This window comes from Terrabacter sp. FW104-15G4B (genome assembly GCF_058790095.1).
This window is the reverse complement of sequence record NZ_JBYTCI010000006.1, coordinates 71,891-90,242: the sequence shown is the minus strand read 5'-3', so window position 1 is coordinate 90,242 and position 18,352 is coordinate 71,891. Positions and strand designations below refer to the sequence as shown.

The following is an 18,352-nucleotide window of genomic DNA, read 5'->3' as shown; positions in this document are numbered from 1 at the left end:
CGCCTGCTGGTCTGGCGGAGGTGGACGGGAATCGAACCCGCCAGGCCGAGATGCTCGGCCTCACCGGTTTTGAAGACCGGGGGGACCACCAGGTGCCCAGACACCTCCACGGGCCACCGTACCCATCAGCCGCGTGGCCCCGACCTAGGGTTGTCCCATGGTCGCGACCCAGCAGCCCACGCTCCGGCTCACGCAGTACGCCCACGGCGGCGGGTGCGCCTGCAAGATCCCGCCCGGGGAGCTCGAGGAGATGGTGCGCGGCCTCACCGGCGAGAGCCATCCGGACCTCATCGTCGGGCTCGACCACGGCGACGACGCCGCAGCCGTGCGCATCGAGGGCGGCCTCGCCATCCTCGCGACCGCGGACTTCTTCACGCCCGTCGTCGACGACGCGTACGACTGGGGCCGCATCGCCGCGGCCAACGCCCTCTCCGACGTGTATGCCATGGGCGGGCGCCCGGTGCTGGCCGTGAACCTGCTGGGGTGGCCGCGCGACGTGCTGCCGCCCGAGCTGGCGGCGGAGGTGCTCCGCGGTGGGCTCGACGTCGGCCGAGCCGCCGGCTGCCCCGTCGCCGGCGGGCACAGCATCGACGACCCGGAGCCGAAGTACGGCATGGCCGTCACCGGCGTTGCCGACCCCGACCGGTTGCTGCGCAACGACGCCGCCGAGGCGGGACTGCCGCTCAGCCTCACCAAGCCGCTCGGCGTCGGGGTCCTCAACAACCGCCACAAGGCGACCGGCGAGGTCTTCCCGGAGGCGGTCGCCTCGATGGTCGCGCTCAACGCGGAGGCCGGCGCGGCTGCCGTGGCGGCCGGCCTGCGGGCCGCCACCGACGTCACCGGGTTCGGCCTGCTCGGTCACCTCTACAAGATGGCCCGCGCCTCCGGCGTCAGTGCCGTCGTCGACGCCGCCGCCGTCCCCTACCTCGAGGGAGCGCGTGCCTCGCTGGCCGACGGCTTCGTGCCCGGCGGCAGCCGGCGCAACCTCGACTGGGTGCAGCCCCACCTCGACGCCTCCGTCGACCTCGACGAGCTGCTCCTGCTCGCCGACGCCCAGACCAGCGGCGGACTGCTCGTCGCCGGCGAGATCCCCGGCGGCACCGTCATCGGTGAGCTGGTCCCGCGCGGCGAGAAGGTCCTCATCGTGCGATGAGCGGGGTATGTGCCCGCCATGAGCACGGTCGACGACGTCCTCGAGCAGGCCCGAGACCGGCTGTGCCGGCTGCTGCCCGAGCAGGCCTGGGAGGAGCTGGCGTCCGGGGCGCTGCTGGTCGACACGCGTACGGACCGGCAGCGGGCCCGGCAGGGAGATCTTCCGGGCGCGGTCGTCATCGACCGCACGGTGCTGGAGTGGCGGCTCGACCCGACCAGCCCGGTGCGGATCCCCGAGGCGAGCGGGCCCGACGTGCGGGTCATCGTGATCTGTCGCCAGGGCTACAGCAGCTCGTTCGCCGCCGAGTCGTTGCGGCGCATCGGGCTGAGCCTGGCCACCGACGTCATCGGGGGCGTCGAGGCGTGGCTGGCGGCCGGGCTCCCGACGACGCAGGAACCGGCCGACGTGCGCCAGTGACCGGAGACCTGCGTTCTCGCCGAGTCAGCGACGGCTCATGACGCGTTCGTGCCGCGGCGGCTTCGTCACGAGCGGGATGACGAGCGAGACCAGGGTGATGATGCCGATGACGGTGAAGCCCAGCGTGTAGGCCTTCTCGCTGCCGATCAGCGATGAGATGAGCAGCGGTCCGACGACGCCGCCGATGCTCCAGCCGATGAGCATCAGGCCGTAGATGGCGCCGACGTTCCTGACGCCGAAGAACTTCCCGGCCGTCGACGGCATCGTGCCGAAGGCGCCGCCGTAGCAGAGGTAGACGAGGGCTGCGAGGACGGCGAAGAACGCCTTGTTGGACACGTGCGGGATGAGCAGGAGGCACACGCCCTGGATGCCCAGGATCCCGAGGAAGGCCGGCATCTTGCCGACGAGGTCGGACAGCCAGCCCCAGAAGATGCGGCCGGCGCCGTTGAAGAGGCCCAGGACGCCGACGAGGGCGGCCGCGGCGGCGGTCGAGTAGCCGGCCACGTCGCTCGCCGTCCCCGCGGCTACGCCGATCAGCGAGATGCCCGCGATGACGCTCATGGTGAGGATCCCCGTGAGCAGGTACCACTGCCGCGTGTGCAGGGCCTCGCTCGGCTCGAAGTCGCCTGCGGCCGGAGCAGCGGCGGTGTCCTCCCGGTCCACCGGGGCGGTGGAGGCCCCGCCTCGCGCGCCGTGCGCGTCAGCCGTGTCTGCCCTGCCGGCCGTGCCCGCCGCGCCTCCCGAGTCGGCAGGGCCGGCGGTGAGGTCCGGCAGGACGGTCGGGTTGCGGAAGACGGACGTGCAGACGAGCAGGATGACGAGGTAGCCGATGCCGAGCCAGAGGAAGGCCTTGGTCGGCACGCTCGGCGTCTGGTCGATGAGCGCCTGTCCGACGGGTGCGGTGACGACGGCGCCGAAGCCGAATCCTGCCACGGCGAGACCGGTGATCAGTCCCGGCTTGTCGGGGAACCACTTCTGCAGCATGGCGATCGGCACGATGTAGACCATGCCGAGGCCGAACCCGCCGATGACGCCGTAGCCCAGCACCAGCAGCCAGAAGGCGTCGGGCGACTGGGCGAACGACGCGAGGATGACGCCGACGGCATAGATGACGCCGCCCGTCATGGCCACGACGCGGGGACCTCGTGCGTCCTGGATCCGGCCACCGACGTAGCTGCCGATGAAGATCATCCCGATGACGACGCTGAAGGGCACGGCGGCCTTGGACTTCGACCAGCCGAAGGCCTGGTCGCTCTGCAGCGCCTTGGCGAAGACGCTCCACGCGTAGACGGCCCCGATGGCCAGCTGCACGAGCACCCCGGCGACGAGGATGAGCCAGCGGTTGCCGCCCTGGGTGTGGGTGGCGGACGGTGCGACGGCGGCCTTGCTCATGACGTCTCCTCTCCTCGACGGCGCACCGTTGCGCCGCCGGTCGGCATCTCGTGGGGCTCCTAGCGTGCGGTCGTGATGGAGTCGTCGAGCACGCCTGCAGCCCGGCGACGTTCCAGACGCTCGCGCTGCGGCTCCACGGTGTACTTCGGGTCGATCGCTGATGCCATACCCGCCTCGAAGACCCCGAAGCGCGTGCACACCGACCCGGCCATCAGGGCGAGCCCACTGACGGCGGCGCCGACCCTCGATCGGCCGACCGTCAGGGCGCCGACGGCGCCCGCGACGGTGAGGATCTTGCTGGCCTTGAGCAGCCGGCCCGCCTTGCCGGTGCGCAGCGGCTCCGACAGGAGGGGACCGAGCTTGTGCTGCATGCGTTCGAAGGCGAGCGTCTCGACGACGGCGCTCACGGCGGCCAGTCGCCGGGCTGGGCCGTTCTCGCGGGCGGGGACGGTGAGCAGGGCCAGCCCGGATGCGGCGAGGTTGGCCGAGCTGACGAAGACGAACGGCAGCTCGCGGTAGGACTCGTGCCACGTCGGCGTCGCAGTGTCGGCGAGCAGCACCGCCGTGTAGGCCGCCAGCGGCGGTCCGAAGAGCGCGGACCCCGCCGTCGCCGGAGTGTCCGCGAGCTCCAGGAGCCGCGACACCCGGGTCAGGACGGTGCCGGGACCGGTTGCGCCGGAACCGCGTTCGATGAGCAGCGGGCCGAACTCCGACGCCAGGGCCATGGACGAGAAGCCGCTGAAGGCGGTGAGGATCCACGAACCGACCGACATCGGGGAGGTCAGCTTGACGGTGCGCATCATGTTGAGGGCGCGGCTGGGCTTGCCGAGGTCCATCGCCAGGGCGCCGCCACCCAGCGCGGCGGCGGCGAGCGCCGCAACGCGGCCTGCCCGACGCAGCGCCGGATAACCACGGGCCGCCCCACCGGCAGCGAGCAGCGCGGAGCCACCGGCGACCCCACCGAGGAAGAGGTATGTCGCCACCTCCTTCTCCCACGGTGCCGGCTTGACGATGTGGCGCCCGTAGTAGCTGTCGAAGGTGATGTCGGGGACCATGAGCGACTCGTCGCGCCGGCGGGGACGGTCGCCGTCCTGGCCGGCCGAGCCCTTGGCCCCGTCGTGGCGGCGGCGCTCGCGCTCCGGCGGCCGGTCGGCGTCGAAGGGGTTGGTCGTCATGGGCGCCTCCTGCCCACGAACGCCGCAGCTGCCATGCCGAGCATCGCCAGACCGGCATAGCCAGCCTTGCGGAACATGTCGGGCAGGTCCGCCGTGGTGACTCGGGGGTCCGGCGGCAGGCCATAGACCTCAGGCTCGTCGAGGAGCAGGAAGGTCGAGCCGGTGCCGCCCACGCCGTCGCGGTCGTCGACGCCGTAGAGCCGGGCCTCGGGGTAGCCGAGCTCGTGCAGCTCGGCCACTCGCGCCCGGGCAGTGGCGTGCAGCTCGTCGAGGTCGCCGAACTTGATCGAGGTGGTCGGGCACGCCTGGGCGCACGCCGGGGTCTGGCCGGCGCCCAGCCGGTCGTAGCACAAGGTGCATTTCTGGGCGATGCCGACGTTCTTGACCTCGCCGTTCGACGCGGCGTACGACGGTGGGTTCTTGTGCGAGCCGTCACCGGGCGCGCCCTTGATGCTGATGCCGTGCGACTGACCGGTCTTCTCGTGCCCCTCGTCGCCGCGCCGGCGCTCGATGACCCCGAAGGGGCACGCCGCCACGCAGTAGCCGCAGCCGTTGCACACGTCGTCCTGGACCACGACGCTGCCGAACTCGGTGCGGAAGAGGGAGCCGGTCGGGCACACGTCGAGGCACGCCGCGTGGGTACAGTGCTTGCAGACGTCGGAGGACATCAGCCAGCGCACGTCGGGAACCGCGGTGTCAGTGGGACCGGGTCCCGCGGCCGCGCCGGACCGCACGTCGCCGGGCGCGGTGCTTGTGGCGGTGGCCGTGCCGCCGCCTCCGCCGCCCGGGAGCGCAACCTCGTTGCCCGAGCGCACCGACGGCATACCCAGGGAGACGAGCTTACGGCCCGACTCCCGCGCTTTCTCGATGCGATCGCTCGATTGCTCCACGAAGGCGACGTGCCGCCACGTGCTGGCACCGAGGGCGCCGGTGTTGTCGTAGGACTGGTTGAGCAGGTCGAGGCCGTCCTCCGGGATGCCGTTCCACTCCTTGCACGCCACCTCGCACGCCTTGCAGCCGATGCAGATGGAGGTGTCCGTGAAGAACCCCTTGCGTGGCTCGTGTCGGTCCCACGCGGCATCCGTTGCCGGGTCGGTGGGTCCCGAGAGCTGGGTGCGCCAGAAGCCCATCAGCTCATCCTCCTCTCGTGTCCGGTGTCGAGTGCGGATGTCCGGTGCGCAACTCGTTGCTCGTCATGACGGTGCTGCCGGCTCGCGACTGGTACTCCGCGACCAGCCGGAGCAGCGCCTCCCCGGTGGGGCGACGTCCGGGAACGATGTCGCATGAACCGGCCTTGCTCTCCTGGATCTGGACGTTGGGGTCGAGCGCGACGCCGAGCAGGTCGTTGGCCGCGTCACCGCTCACCACCGCATCCCGGCCGACACCCCAGTGGTAGGGCAGGCCGACCTGGTGGATGGTGCGTCCGCGGATGGTGAGCGGGGTCATCCGCTTGGTCACCATGACGCGCGCCTCGATGGCTGCACGGCCCGAGACGATGGTGGCCCAGCCGCCGTTGTCCAGTCCCCGCTCCTGCGCGAGCTCCGGGGAGACCTCGCAGAAGAACTCGGGTTGCAGCTCGGACAGGTACGGCAGCCACCGGCTCATCCCGCCGGCCGTGTGGTGCTCCGTGAGGCGGTAGGTCGTGAAGACGTACGGGTAGACGTCGGAGCCCGGCGCACCCGCGGACGGAGCCCACAGGTTGTCCTTGCGGGGGAAGACCTTGCGCGCCGGGTTGGACTGCTGCCCGTAGAGCGGGTTGCCGACCGGAGACTCCTGCGGCTCGTAGTGCGTGGGGAGCGGCCCGTCGAGCATCCCCCTCGGCGCGAAGAGCCAGCCCTTGCCGTCGGCCTGCATGACGAACGGGTCGTCTCCGGCCAGCCCCTCTGGACCGCCGGTGCCGGGCTCGGGTCGGTAGCTCGGCTCCTTGTCGGGCACGAAGTCCGGTACGTCGTGGCCGGTCCACCTGCCCTGCTCGGCGTCCCACCAGATGTAGCGCTTCCGCTCGCTCCACGGCTTGCCGTCGAGGTCGGCGGACGCGCGGTTGTAGAGGATGCGCCGGTTGGCCGGCCAGGCCCAGCCCCAGTCGAGGGCGGTGAGGTCCTGCTCGCGGCCCGGCGTGCGGTTGGCGGCGTGGTTGACGCCGTCGGCGTAGACGCCGGTGTAGATCCAGCAGCCGCCGTCGGTCGAGCCGTCGGCCCTCATCTCGGTGTAGGCCGAGAGCGGCTGACCGGCCTTCTCGCCGGTGAGGTGCCGGCCGTTGATCTCGGCCAGGACCCCCTCGGCGTCGATCTCGCCGTCCGCGTCCAGGGGGTAGTCCCAGTTGAGGTCGAGCAGCGGGCGGTCCCGCTCGTCCGTGGAGTCGGCCAGCAGCTCGCGCACGCGGTTGCCCAGCTCGTAGAAGAACTGCAGCTCGCTCTGGCAGTCACCCGACGGCGGGACCGCCTTGTGGTGCCACTGGAGCATCCGCTGGGTCTGGGTGAAGGAGCCGCTCTTCTCGGTGTGCGCTGCGGCCGGGAGGAAGAAGACCTCGGTCTCGATGTCCTCGGTCTTGAGCTCGCCGGAGGCGATCTCGGGCCCGTCCTTCCAGAAGGTGGCCGACTCGATCATGTTGAAGTCACGCACGACGAGCCACTTGAGGTGCGACATGGCCTGCCGCTGCATCCGGCCGTGGGCGGACCCGACGGCGGGGTTCTGGCCGAGCAGGAAGTAGCCCTCGACCTTGTCGTCGAGCATCGCCATCGTCGTCTGGTAGGTCCCGTGGGCGCCCGTCAGCTTCGGCAGGTAGTCGAAGCACCAGTTGTTCTCAGCGGTCGCGGCCTTGCCCCAGTACGCCTTGAGCAGGCTCACGGCATACGTGTCGGCGTTGGCCCAGAAGCCCTTCTGCGACTTGCTGCCGATCGTGGTGACGTAGTCGTCCCAGGTGTCGTGCAGACCGACGACCGGCATCGCGAGGTAGCCCGGCAGGATGTTGTAGAGGGTTGGGATGTCGGTCGACCCCTGGATGCTGGCGTGACCGCGCAGCGCCATGATGCCGCCGCCGGGCCGACCCATGTTGCCGAGCAGCAGCTGGACGATCGCGGCCGTGCGGATGAACTGCGCCCCGAGCGTGTGCTGGGTCCAGCCGACCGCGTAGACGAACGCAGTCGTGCGGTCGCGGCCGCTGTTCTCGGTCACCGACCGCGCGAGGTAGTGGAAGTCGTCGACGCTGATGCCGCACGTCTCGGCCACCATCTCAGGCGTGTAGCGCGAGTAGTGCCGCTTGAGGACCTGGAAGACCGTGCGCGGATCCTGGAGCGTCTCGTCGCGGGCCACGCGGGTGTCCTCGAGGGCGGGGCCACCGGAGCCGTGCTCGTCACCGGCGGAACGGGCGGAGGCGGACTGGCCGTGCTCGTGCGCGGCAGCGGGACCACCGATCGTCATCGAGTCGTCGTCACCCTCGGCGCTGGCGTAGGCCCACGTCTCCTGCGAGTAGTTGCCCTTGTCGTCGTCGTAGCCGGAGAAGAGCCCGTCGAGGTCCTCGGTGTCCTTGAACTCCTTGCTGATCAGCGTCGCCGCGTTGGTGTAGGCGACGACGTACTCCCTGAAGTACAGCTCGTTGTCGAGGATGTACTTGATGAGGGCACCGAGCAGCACGACGTCGCTGCCCGCACGGATGGGGATGTGCTTGTCAGAGGTCGCCGACGTGCGCGTGAATCGCGGGTCGACGTGGATGACCTTGGCGCCCTTGAGGCGTGCCTCCGTCACCCACTGGTACCCCACCGGATGGCACTCGGCCATGTTGGAGCCCTGGATGACGATGCAGTCCGAGTTGGACAGGTCCTGCAGGTACTGGGTCGCGCCACCGCGCCCGAACGAGGACCCCAGACTGGGGACCGTGGAGGAGTGTCAAATACGGGCTTGGTTCTCGATCTGGATGGCGCCGGCTGCGGTGAACAGCTTCTTGATGAGGTAGTTCTCCTCGTTGTCGAGCGTCGCGCCGCCCAGTGACGCGATGCCCATGGTGCGGCGCAGCGGCCGCCCCTGCTCGTCGGTGTCCTGCCAGGTGCGGCGCCGCGACTCGACGAAGCGCTGCGCCACCATCTCGACGGCCTTCGAGAGCTCGATCGGCTCCCAGTCAGTGCCACCGGGGCGGCGGTAGAGCGCCTTGCGCTGGCGTCCGGGGTTGTTGACGAGCTGTTCGCTCGCGGAGCCCTTGGGGCAGAGCCGCCCGCGCGACACCGGCGAGTCCGGGTCGCCCTCGATCTGGACGACGTGGCCGTCCTTGACGAAGACCCGCTGCCCGCAGCCGACGGCGCAGTAGGGGCAGACGCTCTGCACGACCTTGTCCGCCGTGGCGGTGCGGGGCGTCAGGCCACGGGTGTGCGCGGAGGTGACGGCGGGACCACGTCCGAGGAAGTCACCGGAGCTGACCTGTCTGACGACGGGCCAGGACAGGAACGTCTTCTTCACATCCACGGCGGAACCTTCCTCGGCTGGGCCTCGACGGGGTAGGGCGGCAGCTCCATGCAAGCACGTCCCGATGGTGGCCGCCAGAGGGGAGATACCCACTGAGGGGCCTGCGGCACCGCCGCCCCGACCTGCGATCGTGGAGGGGTGACCAGTGCCCGCCGCCCCAGTCGCGCCGACTCCCCCGCCAGCCCTCGCCGCACCGGCCACCTGACCCGCAGCCTGCTCACGGTCGGCCCCCACCAGGGCGCGCACCGGGTGGCCCTGCGGGCGGGCGTGTCCGTCCTCGTGCCGCTGCTCGTCCTCGTCCTCGCCGGGCGCGTCGCGTGGACGCCGTATGCCGCGTTCGGTGCCTTCACGTCGCTCTACGGGCGCCACCACTCCCGGCCCGAGCGAGCCGGTATGCAGGTGGTTGCCGGTGCCTTCCTCGTCCTCGCGGTGGCCCTCGGGGTGCTCGCGTCGCTGATCCCCGACACCCGGTGGGTGGTCGTGCCGGTGGCGGCGCTGCTGGCGGCCGGCGGGTCGCTGGCCTCGGACGCGTACCGCTGGCACCCGCCGGGTCCGCTCTTCATCGTCTTCGGGTTCGCCGTGTGCGCCATGGTGCCCGCCACGCCGTCGACGATGCCGGTCGCGGTCGGTGTCGCCGGGGCCAGCGCCTTCTTCTCCCTCCTGGTGGCGCACGTCGGCGTGCTCCGCGAGCCAGGCTCGTGGTCGCCGCCGGTGCTGCCGGCGCCGCGCTTCCGCGACGCGCTCGCGCCGAGCGGCGCCGTCGCGCACCTGCTGCGATACGTCGTGGCGCTGTCGCTGGCCGGAGCCATCGCCACCGCCCTCGACTGGCAGCACCCCTACTGGGCCATGGTCGCCGCCGTGGTCGTCCTGTCCGGGCCCGACCTGCGCTCCCGGCTCACGCGGGGCGTCCAGCGGGTCATCGGCACGCTGCTCGGTCTGGGGGTGGCGGCGGCGGTCCTCGTCTGGCACCCCCATGGCGTTGTGGTCGTCGTGCTCATCGTCGTGCTGCAGGTGCTCACCGAGCTGTTCGTGGGCCGCAACTACGCGATCGCGCTGCTCTTCATCACGCCACTGGCCCTGCTGATGGGACAGCTCGCCCATCCCTCACCGATCGCCCCGCTGCTGCGCGACCGGCTGTTGGAGACCGTGCTCGGGGCGCTCGTGGGCGCGGTCGTCCTGCTGCTCGTCCCCGACCGCGCCAGTCAGCCGGCAGGACGGAAGCCGGGGAGCGACTGACCGAGCCAGACGAGGGAGGACCGGAGGAAGGGCAGGAAGATCGACACCCGGTGGCCGCCGGTCTTGAGCAGGACCGAGGTCACCGACATCGGCGGGCGGGCGTAGCGGAGGACCTCTGCGGTCGTCGGGTAGGCGAGCGAGTCGGAGCGGCTCGCCATCACGTACATCGCGATGGGCGGTGGGTCTGCCCGCACGACGCGCACCAGGTCGTAGCCGCGGGCCGCCGACGAGCCCGGGGTGATGGGGTCGTACGCACGCGAGAAGTCGGGACGGAAGTACCCCTCGAGGACGATCGAGCCTCCGAAGACGTCGGGGTGGCGAACGCCGAGCATCGCGGAGCACCAGCCGCCGAAGGAGTACCCGAGCGTGGCCCACGACGTCCGGGTCGTCTGCACGGCGAAGTGGTCGACCACCCAGGTCGGGATGTCGTGGGCCAGCCACGTCTCGTCCTGCGGACCGGCCCCGCTCGGCGCGTTCACGCACTCGGTGTCGAGCGCGGTCGGACTGTTGATCTGGGGGATGACGACCACTGACGGGGCGAGCTGGTGCGCGGCGACGAGCGCGTCGAGCGTCTGGTCGATGTGGATGGTCGTGACGTAGCTCTCGGGATGACCGGGTATCCCGTGCAGCGCCATGATCACGGGGTACCTCGTCGCCGCCCTCGCGTCGTAGCCCGACGGGAGGTGGACGAGGACCTCGGCCGTGATGTGGCTGCGAGGTCCCGTGATCGTGTAGCGCTGGATCCGTTGGCCCGGGGCCGGCAGGGCCGGAAGCACCCGAGGCGCCGGCACCTTGCCGAGCCCGGGCCCCTTGGCCTGCGCCTCGACGGCCTGGCGTGCCGTCCCGCCGGCGTGCGACGCGGTCACGCTGGCCCCGGACCCGAAGAGGTCGCCCCAGCTGACGTAGAAGAGGTACTGGTCGTTGAGCACGGCTCCGGCGAACAGGAGCACGGTGACGGTGAGCACGAGCGCCTCGGTGCCGCGAGCGAGGGCACCGGCCCAACGACGGCCGGTCCGAGGCAGGCCGAGGACGAGCAGGCCGAACGCGATGAGGGCGAGCAGTCCCAGCACGACGAGCAGCCCGCCGCTGGTCAGCTCCATGGCTCCTCCTCGCCCGGCGTGCTCGTTCGTCGTCCTCGACGCTAGGGACCGAGGCTGAGATCCCGTTGGGTGTCCGCGCGGAGCCGGCCGGACGGTTCCTGTGGGTTCGTCGGGTGGCCGCGCCGGACGGCATACTCGCGTGGTGACGAAGAACCTCACCGAGCGCATCCCGCGGGACCCCGATCCCGACGGCCTCTACGAGGTCTTCACCGGGTGGACGACCGAGCGCGGCCTGTCCCTCTACCCGCACCAGGAGGAGGCCTTCCTCGAGATCCTGAGCGGCAGCAACCTCATCCTGTCGACGCCCACCGGCTCCGGGAAGTCGCTCGTCGCGACGGCCGCGCACCTCACGGCCCTCGCGGACGACCGCGTCAGCTTCTACACGGCGCCGATCAAGGCGCTGGTCTCCGAGAAGTTCTTCGCCCTGTGCGAGCAGTTCGGCGCCGACAACGTCGGGATGGTGACCGGCGACGCATCGGTCAACGCCGACGCCCCGATCATCTGCTGCACCGCCGAGATCCTCGCCAACCTCGCACTCCGAGAAGGCAGCTCGGCTGACGTCGGCCTCGTGGTCATGGACGAGTTCCACTTCTACTCCGAGCCGGACCGCGGCTGGGCGTGGCAGGTGCCGATCCTCGAGCTGCCGCAGGCGCAGTTCGTCCTCATGTCGGCCACGCTGGGCGACGTCGCGATGTTCCGCGACGACCTGACGCGGCGCACAGGCCGCTCCACGGCCGTCATCACCGGCACGGAGCGCCCCGTCCCGCTCGAGTTCTCGTATGCCGTCACACCCCTCCACGAGACGATCGAGGAGCTGCTCGAGAAGGACCGCGCGCCGGTCTACGTCGTCCACTTCACGCAGGCGGCCGCGCTCGAGCGGGCACAGAGCCTGATGGCCGTCAAGATCACGACGCGCGAGGAACGCGAGGCGATCGCCGCTCGGATCGGCAGCTTCCGCTTCGGCGCCGGTTTCGGGCGCACGCTGTCGCGGCTCGTGCGCCACGGCATCGGCGTGCACCACGCCGGGATGCTGCCCAAGTACCGCCGCCTCGTCGAGCAGCTCGCCCAGGACGGTCTGCTCAAGGTCATCTGCGGCACCGACACCCTCGGCGTCGGCATCAACGTCCCGATCCGCACCGTGCTGCTGACGGGCCTGACGAAGTTCGACGGCACGAAGCAGCGGCTGCTCAAGGCACGCGAGTTCCACCAGATCGTGGGGCGTGCGGGTCGTGCGGGCTTCGATGCCCGCGGCTGGGTGGTGGCCCAGGCACCCGACCACGTCGTCGAGAACCTCCGCGCCGTCGAGAAGGCGGGCGACGACCCCAAGAAGCAGAAGAAGATCCAGCGCAAGAAGGCACCCGATGGCTTCGTCAACTGGTCCGAGGAGACGTTCGAGCGGCTGATCGTCGCCGAGCCGGAGCCGCTCCAGCCGCGCCTGCGGGTGTCGCACTCGATGCTCGTCAACCTCCTTGCACGAGAGGGCAACCCGGTTGCGCACGCCGTGCGCCTGCTGTCGGACAACCACCACGAGGCCAAGGACCAGCGGCGCCTGCAACGGCACGCGCTCGTGCTCGCGAAGGAGCTCCTCACGTCGGGTGTCGTCGAGCGCCTGTCGTCCGTCGAGGAGTCGGGTCGCCGCCACGCGCTGACCATCGACCTGCAGCGCGACTTCGCCCTCAACCAGCCGCTCGCGCCGTTCGCGCTCGCGGTCATGGACACCCTCGACCCGGAGGGCGACTCCTACGCAAAGGATCTCGTCTCGGTCATCGAGGCGATCCTCGAGGACCCCCGCCAGGTGCTGTGGGCCCAGGAGTCCAAGGCCCGCGGCGAGGCCGTCGCGGCGATGAAGCTCGACGGCATCGAGTACGAGGAGCGGATGGAGCGGCTGGAGGAGGTCACCTGGCCCAAGCCGCTCGCCGACCTGCTCGAGGTGACGCTCGCGGCCTACCGGCAGACCCATCCGTGGATCTCGCAGGACGCGCTGTCGCCGAAGTCGGTCGTGCGGGAGATGTACGAGCGCGGCATGACCTTCAACGAGTTCATCTCCTACTACGGCCTGTCCCGGTCGGAGGGGCTCGTGCTGCGCTACCTCACCGACGCGTACCGGGCCCTGCGCCGCACGGTCCCAGAGAGCCATCGCACCGAGGAGCTCGAGGACATCATCGAGTGGCTCGGCGAGCTGGTGCGCCAGACCGACTCGAGCCTGCTCGACGAGTGGGAGGACCTCGTCAACCCCAGCGACGCCGTGCTCGCGCAGACCGACGTCGCTCCGCCGGCCCGGCCGATCACGGCCAACGAGCGCGCCTTCACCGTGATGATCCGCAACGCCATGTTCCACCGGGTCGAGCTCGCCTCGCGCGACGAGTGGGAGGCTCTCGGTGACCTCGAGTCCCGCGTCGCGGAGCTGACCGACCCTCCGCAGAAGGTCCTCATGGACGCCCAGGCGTGGAACGACGCGCTCGGCGCCTACTACGACGAGCACGACGCCATCGCGACCGACCAGGGTGCGCGCTCGCCCGCACTGCTGCAGGTGGAGCGGACCCCGAGCGAGTGGCGCCTGCGCCAGGTCGTCGTCGACCCGGACGAGTACAAGGACTGGGGCATCACGGCGGTCGTCGACCTCGCGGCCAGCGACGACGTCGGCGCGGCCGTCCTCACGGTGACCGGCTTCGAGCGCCTGGGCGGCTGACCGGTGGCAGTGCGCGAGCGGGCGGTCGACCACGACGGTGTCCTCGTCGAGCCGGACGACGGCGGCAACGGCACGGGGGTGCTCGTGCTGTCGGGTTCGAGTGGCCGCGTCGAGCGCGACCGCGCCCACCTGCTCGCCTCCGCCGGGGTCTCCGCCGCGCTGACCTACCGCTGGTTCGGTGGCGACGGACAGCCGGCCGGCATCTGGGAGCACCCCCTCGAGTCCTTCACGCCGGCGGTGACCACCCTCGCCGAGCGTTGCGACCGGGTGGTCCTCCTGGGCGCCTCCAAGTCGGCCGAGGCCTTCCTCGCGTATGCCGTCGATGACCCCGCGGTGGATGCCGTGGTCGCGCTCTCGCCAAGTCACGTCGTGTGGGCCAACCTCGGCCCCGGCCCGGACGGCGCACTGCGCCCACAGCACTCGTCATGGTCGCGGGGCGGCCGGCCGCTGCCCTTCGTGCCCTACGACGACGACGCCGCACCGGTGGGTGACCCACCCGCCTTCGACGGCGTCTACGCCCAGAGCCTTCGCACCAACGCCGACCAGGTGCCGGCGGCGACCATCCCGGTGGAGCGCTTCTTCGGGGACGTGCTCCTCGTCGCCGGTGGCGACGACAGGGTGTGGCCCTCGGTGGCGTCCGCCCGAGCGGTGCAGGACCGGCGCCGAGCCCTCGAGCTGCCGACGACGGTCGTGACCCACCCACGGGCCGGGCACCGCGTGCTGCTGCCCGGTGAGGCACGGATGGTCGGCGGGCAGCGGATGGCCCGCGGCGGCACCGAGGCCGCCGACCGGGAGCTCGGCGCACGGGCTGGCCGGAGATCCAGCGCGTCCTCGACCTCGGCTGAGTCGACCTCGGGCGGGGACGTGGCGGCCACGGATCTGAGGTAGCCGGGAACCCGGCATACGCCGTCCTCCCGATGTGCGCGGGCGGGCCCGCGACGGAGGCTGGCGGGGTCAGCACGACACCGACCTTCCGAGAACACGAGGACCCGACCATGCTCTCCCCGCACATCATTCGCGCCCTTCTCGCCCAGCGCGAGGCTGACCTCCAGCGGTCCGCCGAGCTCGCGCGCCTCCGCCGCCCGGGGCCCGCACCGGAGCCGGCACCGGAGCCCTTCGTCGCCCCGGCCGGCAGCGGAACGGCAGCTCGTCACCGCGGCCGGCGCCGCCACCTGCGGCTCGTGTGAGGGCTCCGCCTGGAGGGCTCTGCGCGAGAAGTGCCGGTCAGACTGCCCACGCGGGTATGTTCCCGAGTGGCCCATCGGGGACCCTCTGACCGACAGGATCACGTGCATGGACTCCACTGACCTCAGGCTCGCATCGCGGCGGGCGGGCGACCATCCCGTTCTCGAGACGGCCGCGCGCATCGGCTACGCCGTCAACGGCGTGCTCCACATCCTCATCGGGGCGATCGCCCTGCGGCTCGCCTTCGGCTCGAAGGGCGCGAGCGCCGACCAGTCCGGCGCGCTGGGCTCGATGGCCGACAACACGTTCGGCCACATCACCCTGTGGGTGGCCGTCGTCGCCTGGCTGGGGCTTGCGGTGTGGCAGGTGACCGAGGCCATCTCCGGCGTCTTCGAGACGAGCGACCGGATCAAGGCGGCCGCCAAGGCCGTCGTCTACCTGGCCCTGTCGTGGACCGCGTTCCGCTTCGCCAGTGGGGGGAGGTCCTCGAGCAAGAGCCAGTCGACCGACTTCACCGCCGCGCTCATGAAGCAGCCCGCCGGCCAGTGGCTCGTCGCGGCTGTCGGCCTCGTGGTCGTCGGCATCGGCGCCTACCACGTCTACAAGGGCTGGAAGAAGAAGTTCCTCATGGACCTCGAGACGCACCCCGGCAAGTGGATCGTCAAGGCCGGCCGGGTCGGCTACATCGCCAAGGGAGTCGCCCTCGCCATCGTCGGCGGTCTCTTCGTCCTGGCGGCCGTGCGCCACAAGCCGAGCGAGGCCCGCGGCCTCGACGGTGCCCTGCGCAACCTGCTCGGCGCCCCCGGCGGCCCGGTGCTGCTCGCCCTCGTCGCCCTCGGCCTCATCGCCTTCGGCGTCTACTGCTTCGGGCGCGCGCGGCACGCCGACGTCTGAGCCGCCGGGGAGACCTCTTCACTGACCAGAAACGGCGATGGCCGGGAACCCACTCGGGCTCCCGGCCATCGCCGTCTCTTCGGTGCCTCAGCGGCTCGCCGCGCTGGGAACCGGCTCCATCAGCGCGTCTCGGGTCGTGCGGCGTCGCAGATAGTTCCAGGCCAGGAGCGCGCAGACGATCCCGTTCACCGCCCCGACGAGGATGTCGAGGAGGTGGTGCATGCCCCGGTAGAGGCGCGCGTAGCCGACGAGGAGCGGCACGACGGCGCAGACAACGGTGACGAGGCGGCGCAGCCAGACCGTCTGGATGCGCTGGGCCATCAGGGCGAAGGTGAGGTAGAGCGCCGTCGAGGCGCCCATGTGTCCGCTCGGGTAGCTCGAGGTGGGCGGGGCGGGGTCGAGGTGCTTGACCGTCGGACGCGGCCGGTCCGCGATGGCCGTGGCCGCGACGAACACGCTCGCCTGGACGGCGATCGCGACGGCGGGCACGACGGCATACCACCACTGCTTGGTGCGCCACCAGATCAGCGCAACGGCCAGCACACAGACGCCGATGACGATCTCGGTGTTGCCGATGTGCGACCAGACCATCGTGACGGAGTCCATGAAGGCGGTCCGCCCCGAGGCGACCGACCTGCTGAGGTCGTTCTCGGCGGGCAGGCCGCCCAAGGGGCCCATGATGAGGAATCCGGCGCCGACGATCGCAGCGAAGAGCACGAGCGCCGGCGCCACGGCGCGCACGGCGGCGTCACGCAGGGCCGAGCCGACCGGTGGCCGCGAGGAGTCGATCTCGTAGCGGTGGACGAAGGTGCGGTTCACGGGCTGCCTTTCGATGACTCGGGCCCGACGTCCCCCTCCGGCGGAGGGGATTCGTCCGGGCCCTGGGGGTTCCACCCGAGGTAGCCGACGTAGGACGCCGTGGCGAGTCCCACACCGAAGATGATCCCGGCGAGGACGTCGGAGGGGTAGTGCACGCCGAGGAAGACGCGGTCCAGGGCGGTGACCAGGACGTATGCCGTGAGCCCGCCGACCAGCCACCGGCGGGCCACCGGCGACAGCAGGGGCCAGAGCAGCAGCGTCATCACCGTCGCGATGGCCGCCGCGTTGGCGACGTGACCGGACGGGAAGCTGTAGCCCGGCGCGCTCGACACGGGGTCGCTGACGACGGGGCGGGCCCGGCGCACGATCTCCTTGAGCACGAGCTGGAGGTTCCAGGCGACCATCATCGTGACGAACGCCCACAGGCAGCGGGTCGCGAGCTCGCGGTGGCGGCGCCACACGACCAGGCACACGGCGGAGGCCACGATGTAGAGCCGCCAGGGCTGCGTGACCTCCTGCACGACCAGCCAGGTCGTCCTCAGCCAGGGGTTGTCGCGCGTGATGTCGGTCGCGGCGACGATGAGCCGCTGGTCCAGGTCGATGACGGGCCGGAGCTTCTCGCGCACGACGAAGGCCAGGACCGTGACGGGGACCGCGAAGGCGAGTCCCGAACCGACGGCCTTGAGCAGGCGCCGTCCGCGTCCCTCAGGTCGGACGTGGATCCGCTGCGGGTCAGCCAACGCGCACCACCAACGACTCGGGCAGCGTGCGGATGGCGAGCGCGCGGTGCCCACCGACGGCGTCCCCGTCGATCTCGGCCTCGACCGGGCGCTGCGCGAGGACGTTGAGGGCCGGTGCCACGAGCCGGTCGAGCCGGTTGTGCCCTGCGCGGTGCCGGGTGACGACGTCGGCCACGATGGAGGCCCAGCCGAATGCCCCCCGCGGCGCCAGCACCACGGCGTCGAGGCGGCCGTCGTCGACGAGGGCCTCGGGCATCAGCTCGACCCCACCCTGCAGCGTCCCGCAGTTGCCGACGATCACGGCCCGGGCATGACGCCGGACGCGGTCGCTGGCTGCGCCCACGACGCCCTCGCCACCGGATGCCTGGACCTCCACCGTGAACCCGCGTCCGGAGATCTTCTTGCCGGCGGCGAGGACGTAGGCGACCCAGCCGACGGCCTCCTTCACCTTCTCGTTGGTGTCGGCCATGATCTGGCCGTCGAGGCCGAAACCGGTCATGACGAGGAAGATCTCCTCGTCGTCGTCGAGCTGGGGCGGTGACTCCTTGGTGGCGCGGCTCGACTCCGGCTCGGGCAGGTCGTCGCCGAGGCGGACGACACCGACGTCGATGCACCGGTCGTGGCCCTGCACGATGGCGCGAGCCGCGTCGGCCAGCGAGCCGACGGGCAGGCCGAGGTTGCGGGCGAGCAGGTTGCCCGTGCCACCGGGCAGCAGCCCGAGGGCGACGTCGGTGCCGACGAGGGCCGACGCGACCGCACGGACCGTGCCGTCCCCGCCGAGCGAGGCCACGACGTCGGCGCCGGCCCGCACCGCCTCGTGGGCCTGCTTCTCGCCGGTCTCCTCCGCCGTGGTCTCGACCCAGGTCGGCTCGGGCCAGCCCTGCTCGGCGCAGACCTTGCCCACGGTGTCCTTGGCGTCGTCGAGGTCATCGACCCGCAAGGGGTTGTAGACGACGGTGAGCGCCCGGCGAGCACTGGGAACGGTGTCAGACATGTGGGGGATCCTAGGACTCGTGGAGCGGAGGGGTTCAGCCGTCGGATCGGCCACCACCTGACATACCCGGGGCGGGTTCCCAGCCCACCACCAGCCAGCACCC

The 18,352-nt window shown here is 71.3% G+C and carries 15 protein-coding genes and 1 tRNA gene; 7 read left to right on the top strand and 9 right to left on the bottom strand.

Features of this window, described 5'->3' with window-relative positions:
- Positions 1-12 precede the first annotated feature (12 nt).
- Positions 13-108 (bottom strand) — tRNA-Sec (locus AC3WRT_RS07185).
- Between the two features lie 49 nt (positions 109-157).
- Between AC3WRT_RS07185 and selD the strand changes: the two genes are divergently transcribed.
- Positions 158-1,153, top strand: a complete 996-nt coding sequence (selD, locus tag AC3WRT_RS07180; RefSeq protein WP_492720778.1) for a selenide, water dikinase SelD — start codon at positions 158-160, stop codon at positions 1,151-1,153.
- A gap of 18 nt (positions 1,154-1,171) precedes the next feature.
- Entirely contained in the window at positions 1,172-1,570 is a 399-nt protein-coding gene (locus AC3WRT_RS07175; RefSeq protein ID WP_492720777.1) for a rhodanese-like domain-containing protein, read from the top strand.
- Positions 1,571-1,594: 24 nt separating this feature from the next.
- Here the strand turns inward: AC3WRT_RS07175 and AC3WRT_RS07170 are convergent, their stop codons facing one another.
- From AC3WRT_RS07170 to fdh, 4 genes are read right to left on the bottom strand one after another with little or no spacing between them, the layout of a single operon-like run.
- Entirely contained in the window at positions 1,595-2,962 is a 1,368-nt protein-coding gene (locus tag AC3WRT_RS07170; RefSeq protein ID WP_492720776.1) for an OFA family MFS transporter, read from the bottom strand.
- Positions 2,963-3,021: 59 nt separating this feature from the next.
- A complete protein-coding gene (gene nrfD, locus AC3WRT_RS07165; protein WP_492720775.1) occupies positions 3,022-4,137 on the bottom strand; it encodes an NrfD/PsrC family molybdoenzyme membrane anchor subunit in 1,116 nt (371 codons plus the stop codon).
- Positions 4,134-5,267, bottom strand: a complete 1,134-nt coding sequence (locus AC3WRT_RS07160; protein ID WP_492720774.1) for a 4Fe-4S dicluster domain-containing protein — start codon at positions 5,265-5,267, stop codon at positions 4,134-4,136. The genes nrfD and AC3WRT_RS07160 overlap by 4 nt, the downstream gene beginning before the upstream one ends.
- Positions 5,268-5,271: 4 nt before the next feature.
- The gene (fdh, locus tag AC3WRT_RS07155) at positions 5,272-8,592 is read right to left on the bottom strand and encodes a formate dehydrogenase (RefSeq protein ID WP_492720773.1); all 3,321 of its coding nucleotides are present in this window, start codon (positions 8,590-8,592) and stop codon (positions 5,272-5,274) included.
- 138 nt (positions 8,593-8,730) lie between these two features.
- Here fdh and AC3WRT_RS07150 point away from each other — a divergent pair, with 138 nt between their 5' ends.
- Entirely contained in the window at positions 8,731-9,828 is a 1,098-nt protein-coding gene (locus tag AC3WRT_RS07150) for an FUSC family protein (RefSeq protein WP_492720772.1), read from the top strand.
- Here AC3WRT_RS07150 and AC3WRT_RS07145 read toward each other — a convergent pair.
- Positions 9,795-10,928: an alpha/beta hydrolase gene (locus AC3WRT_RS07145; protein WP_492720771.1), complete on the bottom strand. Its 1,134-nt coding sequence runs from the start codon at positions 10,926-10,928 to the stop codon at positions 9,795-9,797. The genes AC3WRT_RS07150 and AC3WRT_RS07145 overlap by 34 nt on opposite strands.
- Positions 10,929-11,067: 139 nt before the next feature.
- Here AC3WRT_RS07145 and AC3WRT_RS07140 point away from each other — a divergent pair, with 139 nt between their 5' ends.
- The 4 genes from AC3WRT_RS07140 (at position 11,068) to AC3WRT_RS07125 (ending at position 15,696) form a co-directional block, all read left to right on the top strand.
- Entirely contained in the window at positions 11,068-13,617 is a 2,550-nt protein-coding gene (locus AC3WRT_RS07140; protein ID WP_492720770.1) for a DEAD/DEAH box helicase, read from the top strand.
- Between the two features lie 3 nt (positions 13,618-13,620).
- Positions 13,621-14,505 carry an acyl-CoA thioester hydrolase/BAAT C-terminal domain-containing protein gene (locus AC3WRT_RS07135; RefSeq protein ID WP_492720769.1) on the top strand — a complete coding sequence of 295 codons (885 nt, stop codon included), beginning with the start codon at positions 13,621-13,623 and terminating at the stop codon, positions 14,503-14,505.
- A gap of 107 nt (positions 14,506-14,612) precedes the next feature.
- Positions 14,613-14,804, top strand: coding sequence for a hypothetical protein (locus tag AC3WRT_RS07130; protein WP_492720768.1), 192 nt, complete (start codon positions 14,613-14,615; stop codon positions 14,802-14,804).
- Positions 14,805-14,910: 106 nt separating this feature from the next.
- Positions 14,911-15,696 carry a DUF1206 domain-containing protein gene (locus tag AC3WRT_RS07125; protein WP_492720767.1) on the top strand — a complete coding sequence of 262 codons (786 nt, stop codon included), beginning with the start codon at positions 14,911-14,913 and terminating at the stop codon, positions 15,694-15,696.
- An 87-nt stretch (positions 15,697-15,783) separates the two neighbouring features.
- Here the strand turns inward: AC3WRT_RS07125 and AC3WRT_RS07120 are convergent, their stop codons facing one another.
- From AC3WRT_RS07120 to AC3WRT_RS07110, 3 genes are read right to left on the bottom strand one after another with little or no spacing between them, the layout of a single operon-like run.
- Positions 15,784-16,515 carry a phosphatase PAP2 family protein gene (locus AC3WRT_RS07120; RefSeq protein WP_492720766.1) on the bottom strand — a complete coding sequence of 244 codons (732 nt, stop codon included), beginning with the start codon at positions 16,513-16,515 and terminating at the stop codon, positions 15,784-15,786.
- Positions 16,512-17,255, bottom strand: coding sequence for a phosphatase PAP2 family protein (locus AC3WRT_RS07115; RefSeq protein WP_492720765.1), 744 nt, complete (start codon positions 17,253-17,255; stop codon positions 16,512-16,514). Before AC3WRT_RS07115 ends, AC3WRT_RS07120 begins: the two co-directional genes overlap by 4 nt.
- Positions 17,248-18,249: a diacylglycerol/lipid kinase family protein gene (locus tag AC3WRT_RS07110; RefSeq protein ID WP_492720764.1), complete on the bottom strand. Its 1,002-nt coding sequence runs from the start codon at positions 18,247-18,249 to the stop codon at positions 17,248-17,250. The genes AC3WRT_RS07115 and AC3WRT_RS07110 overlap by 8 nt, the downstream gene beginning before the upstream one ends.
- Between the last annotated feature and the right edge of the window lie 103 nt (positions 18,250-18,352).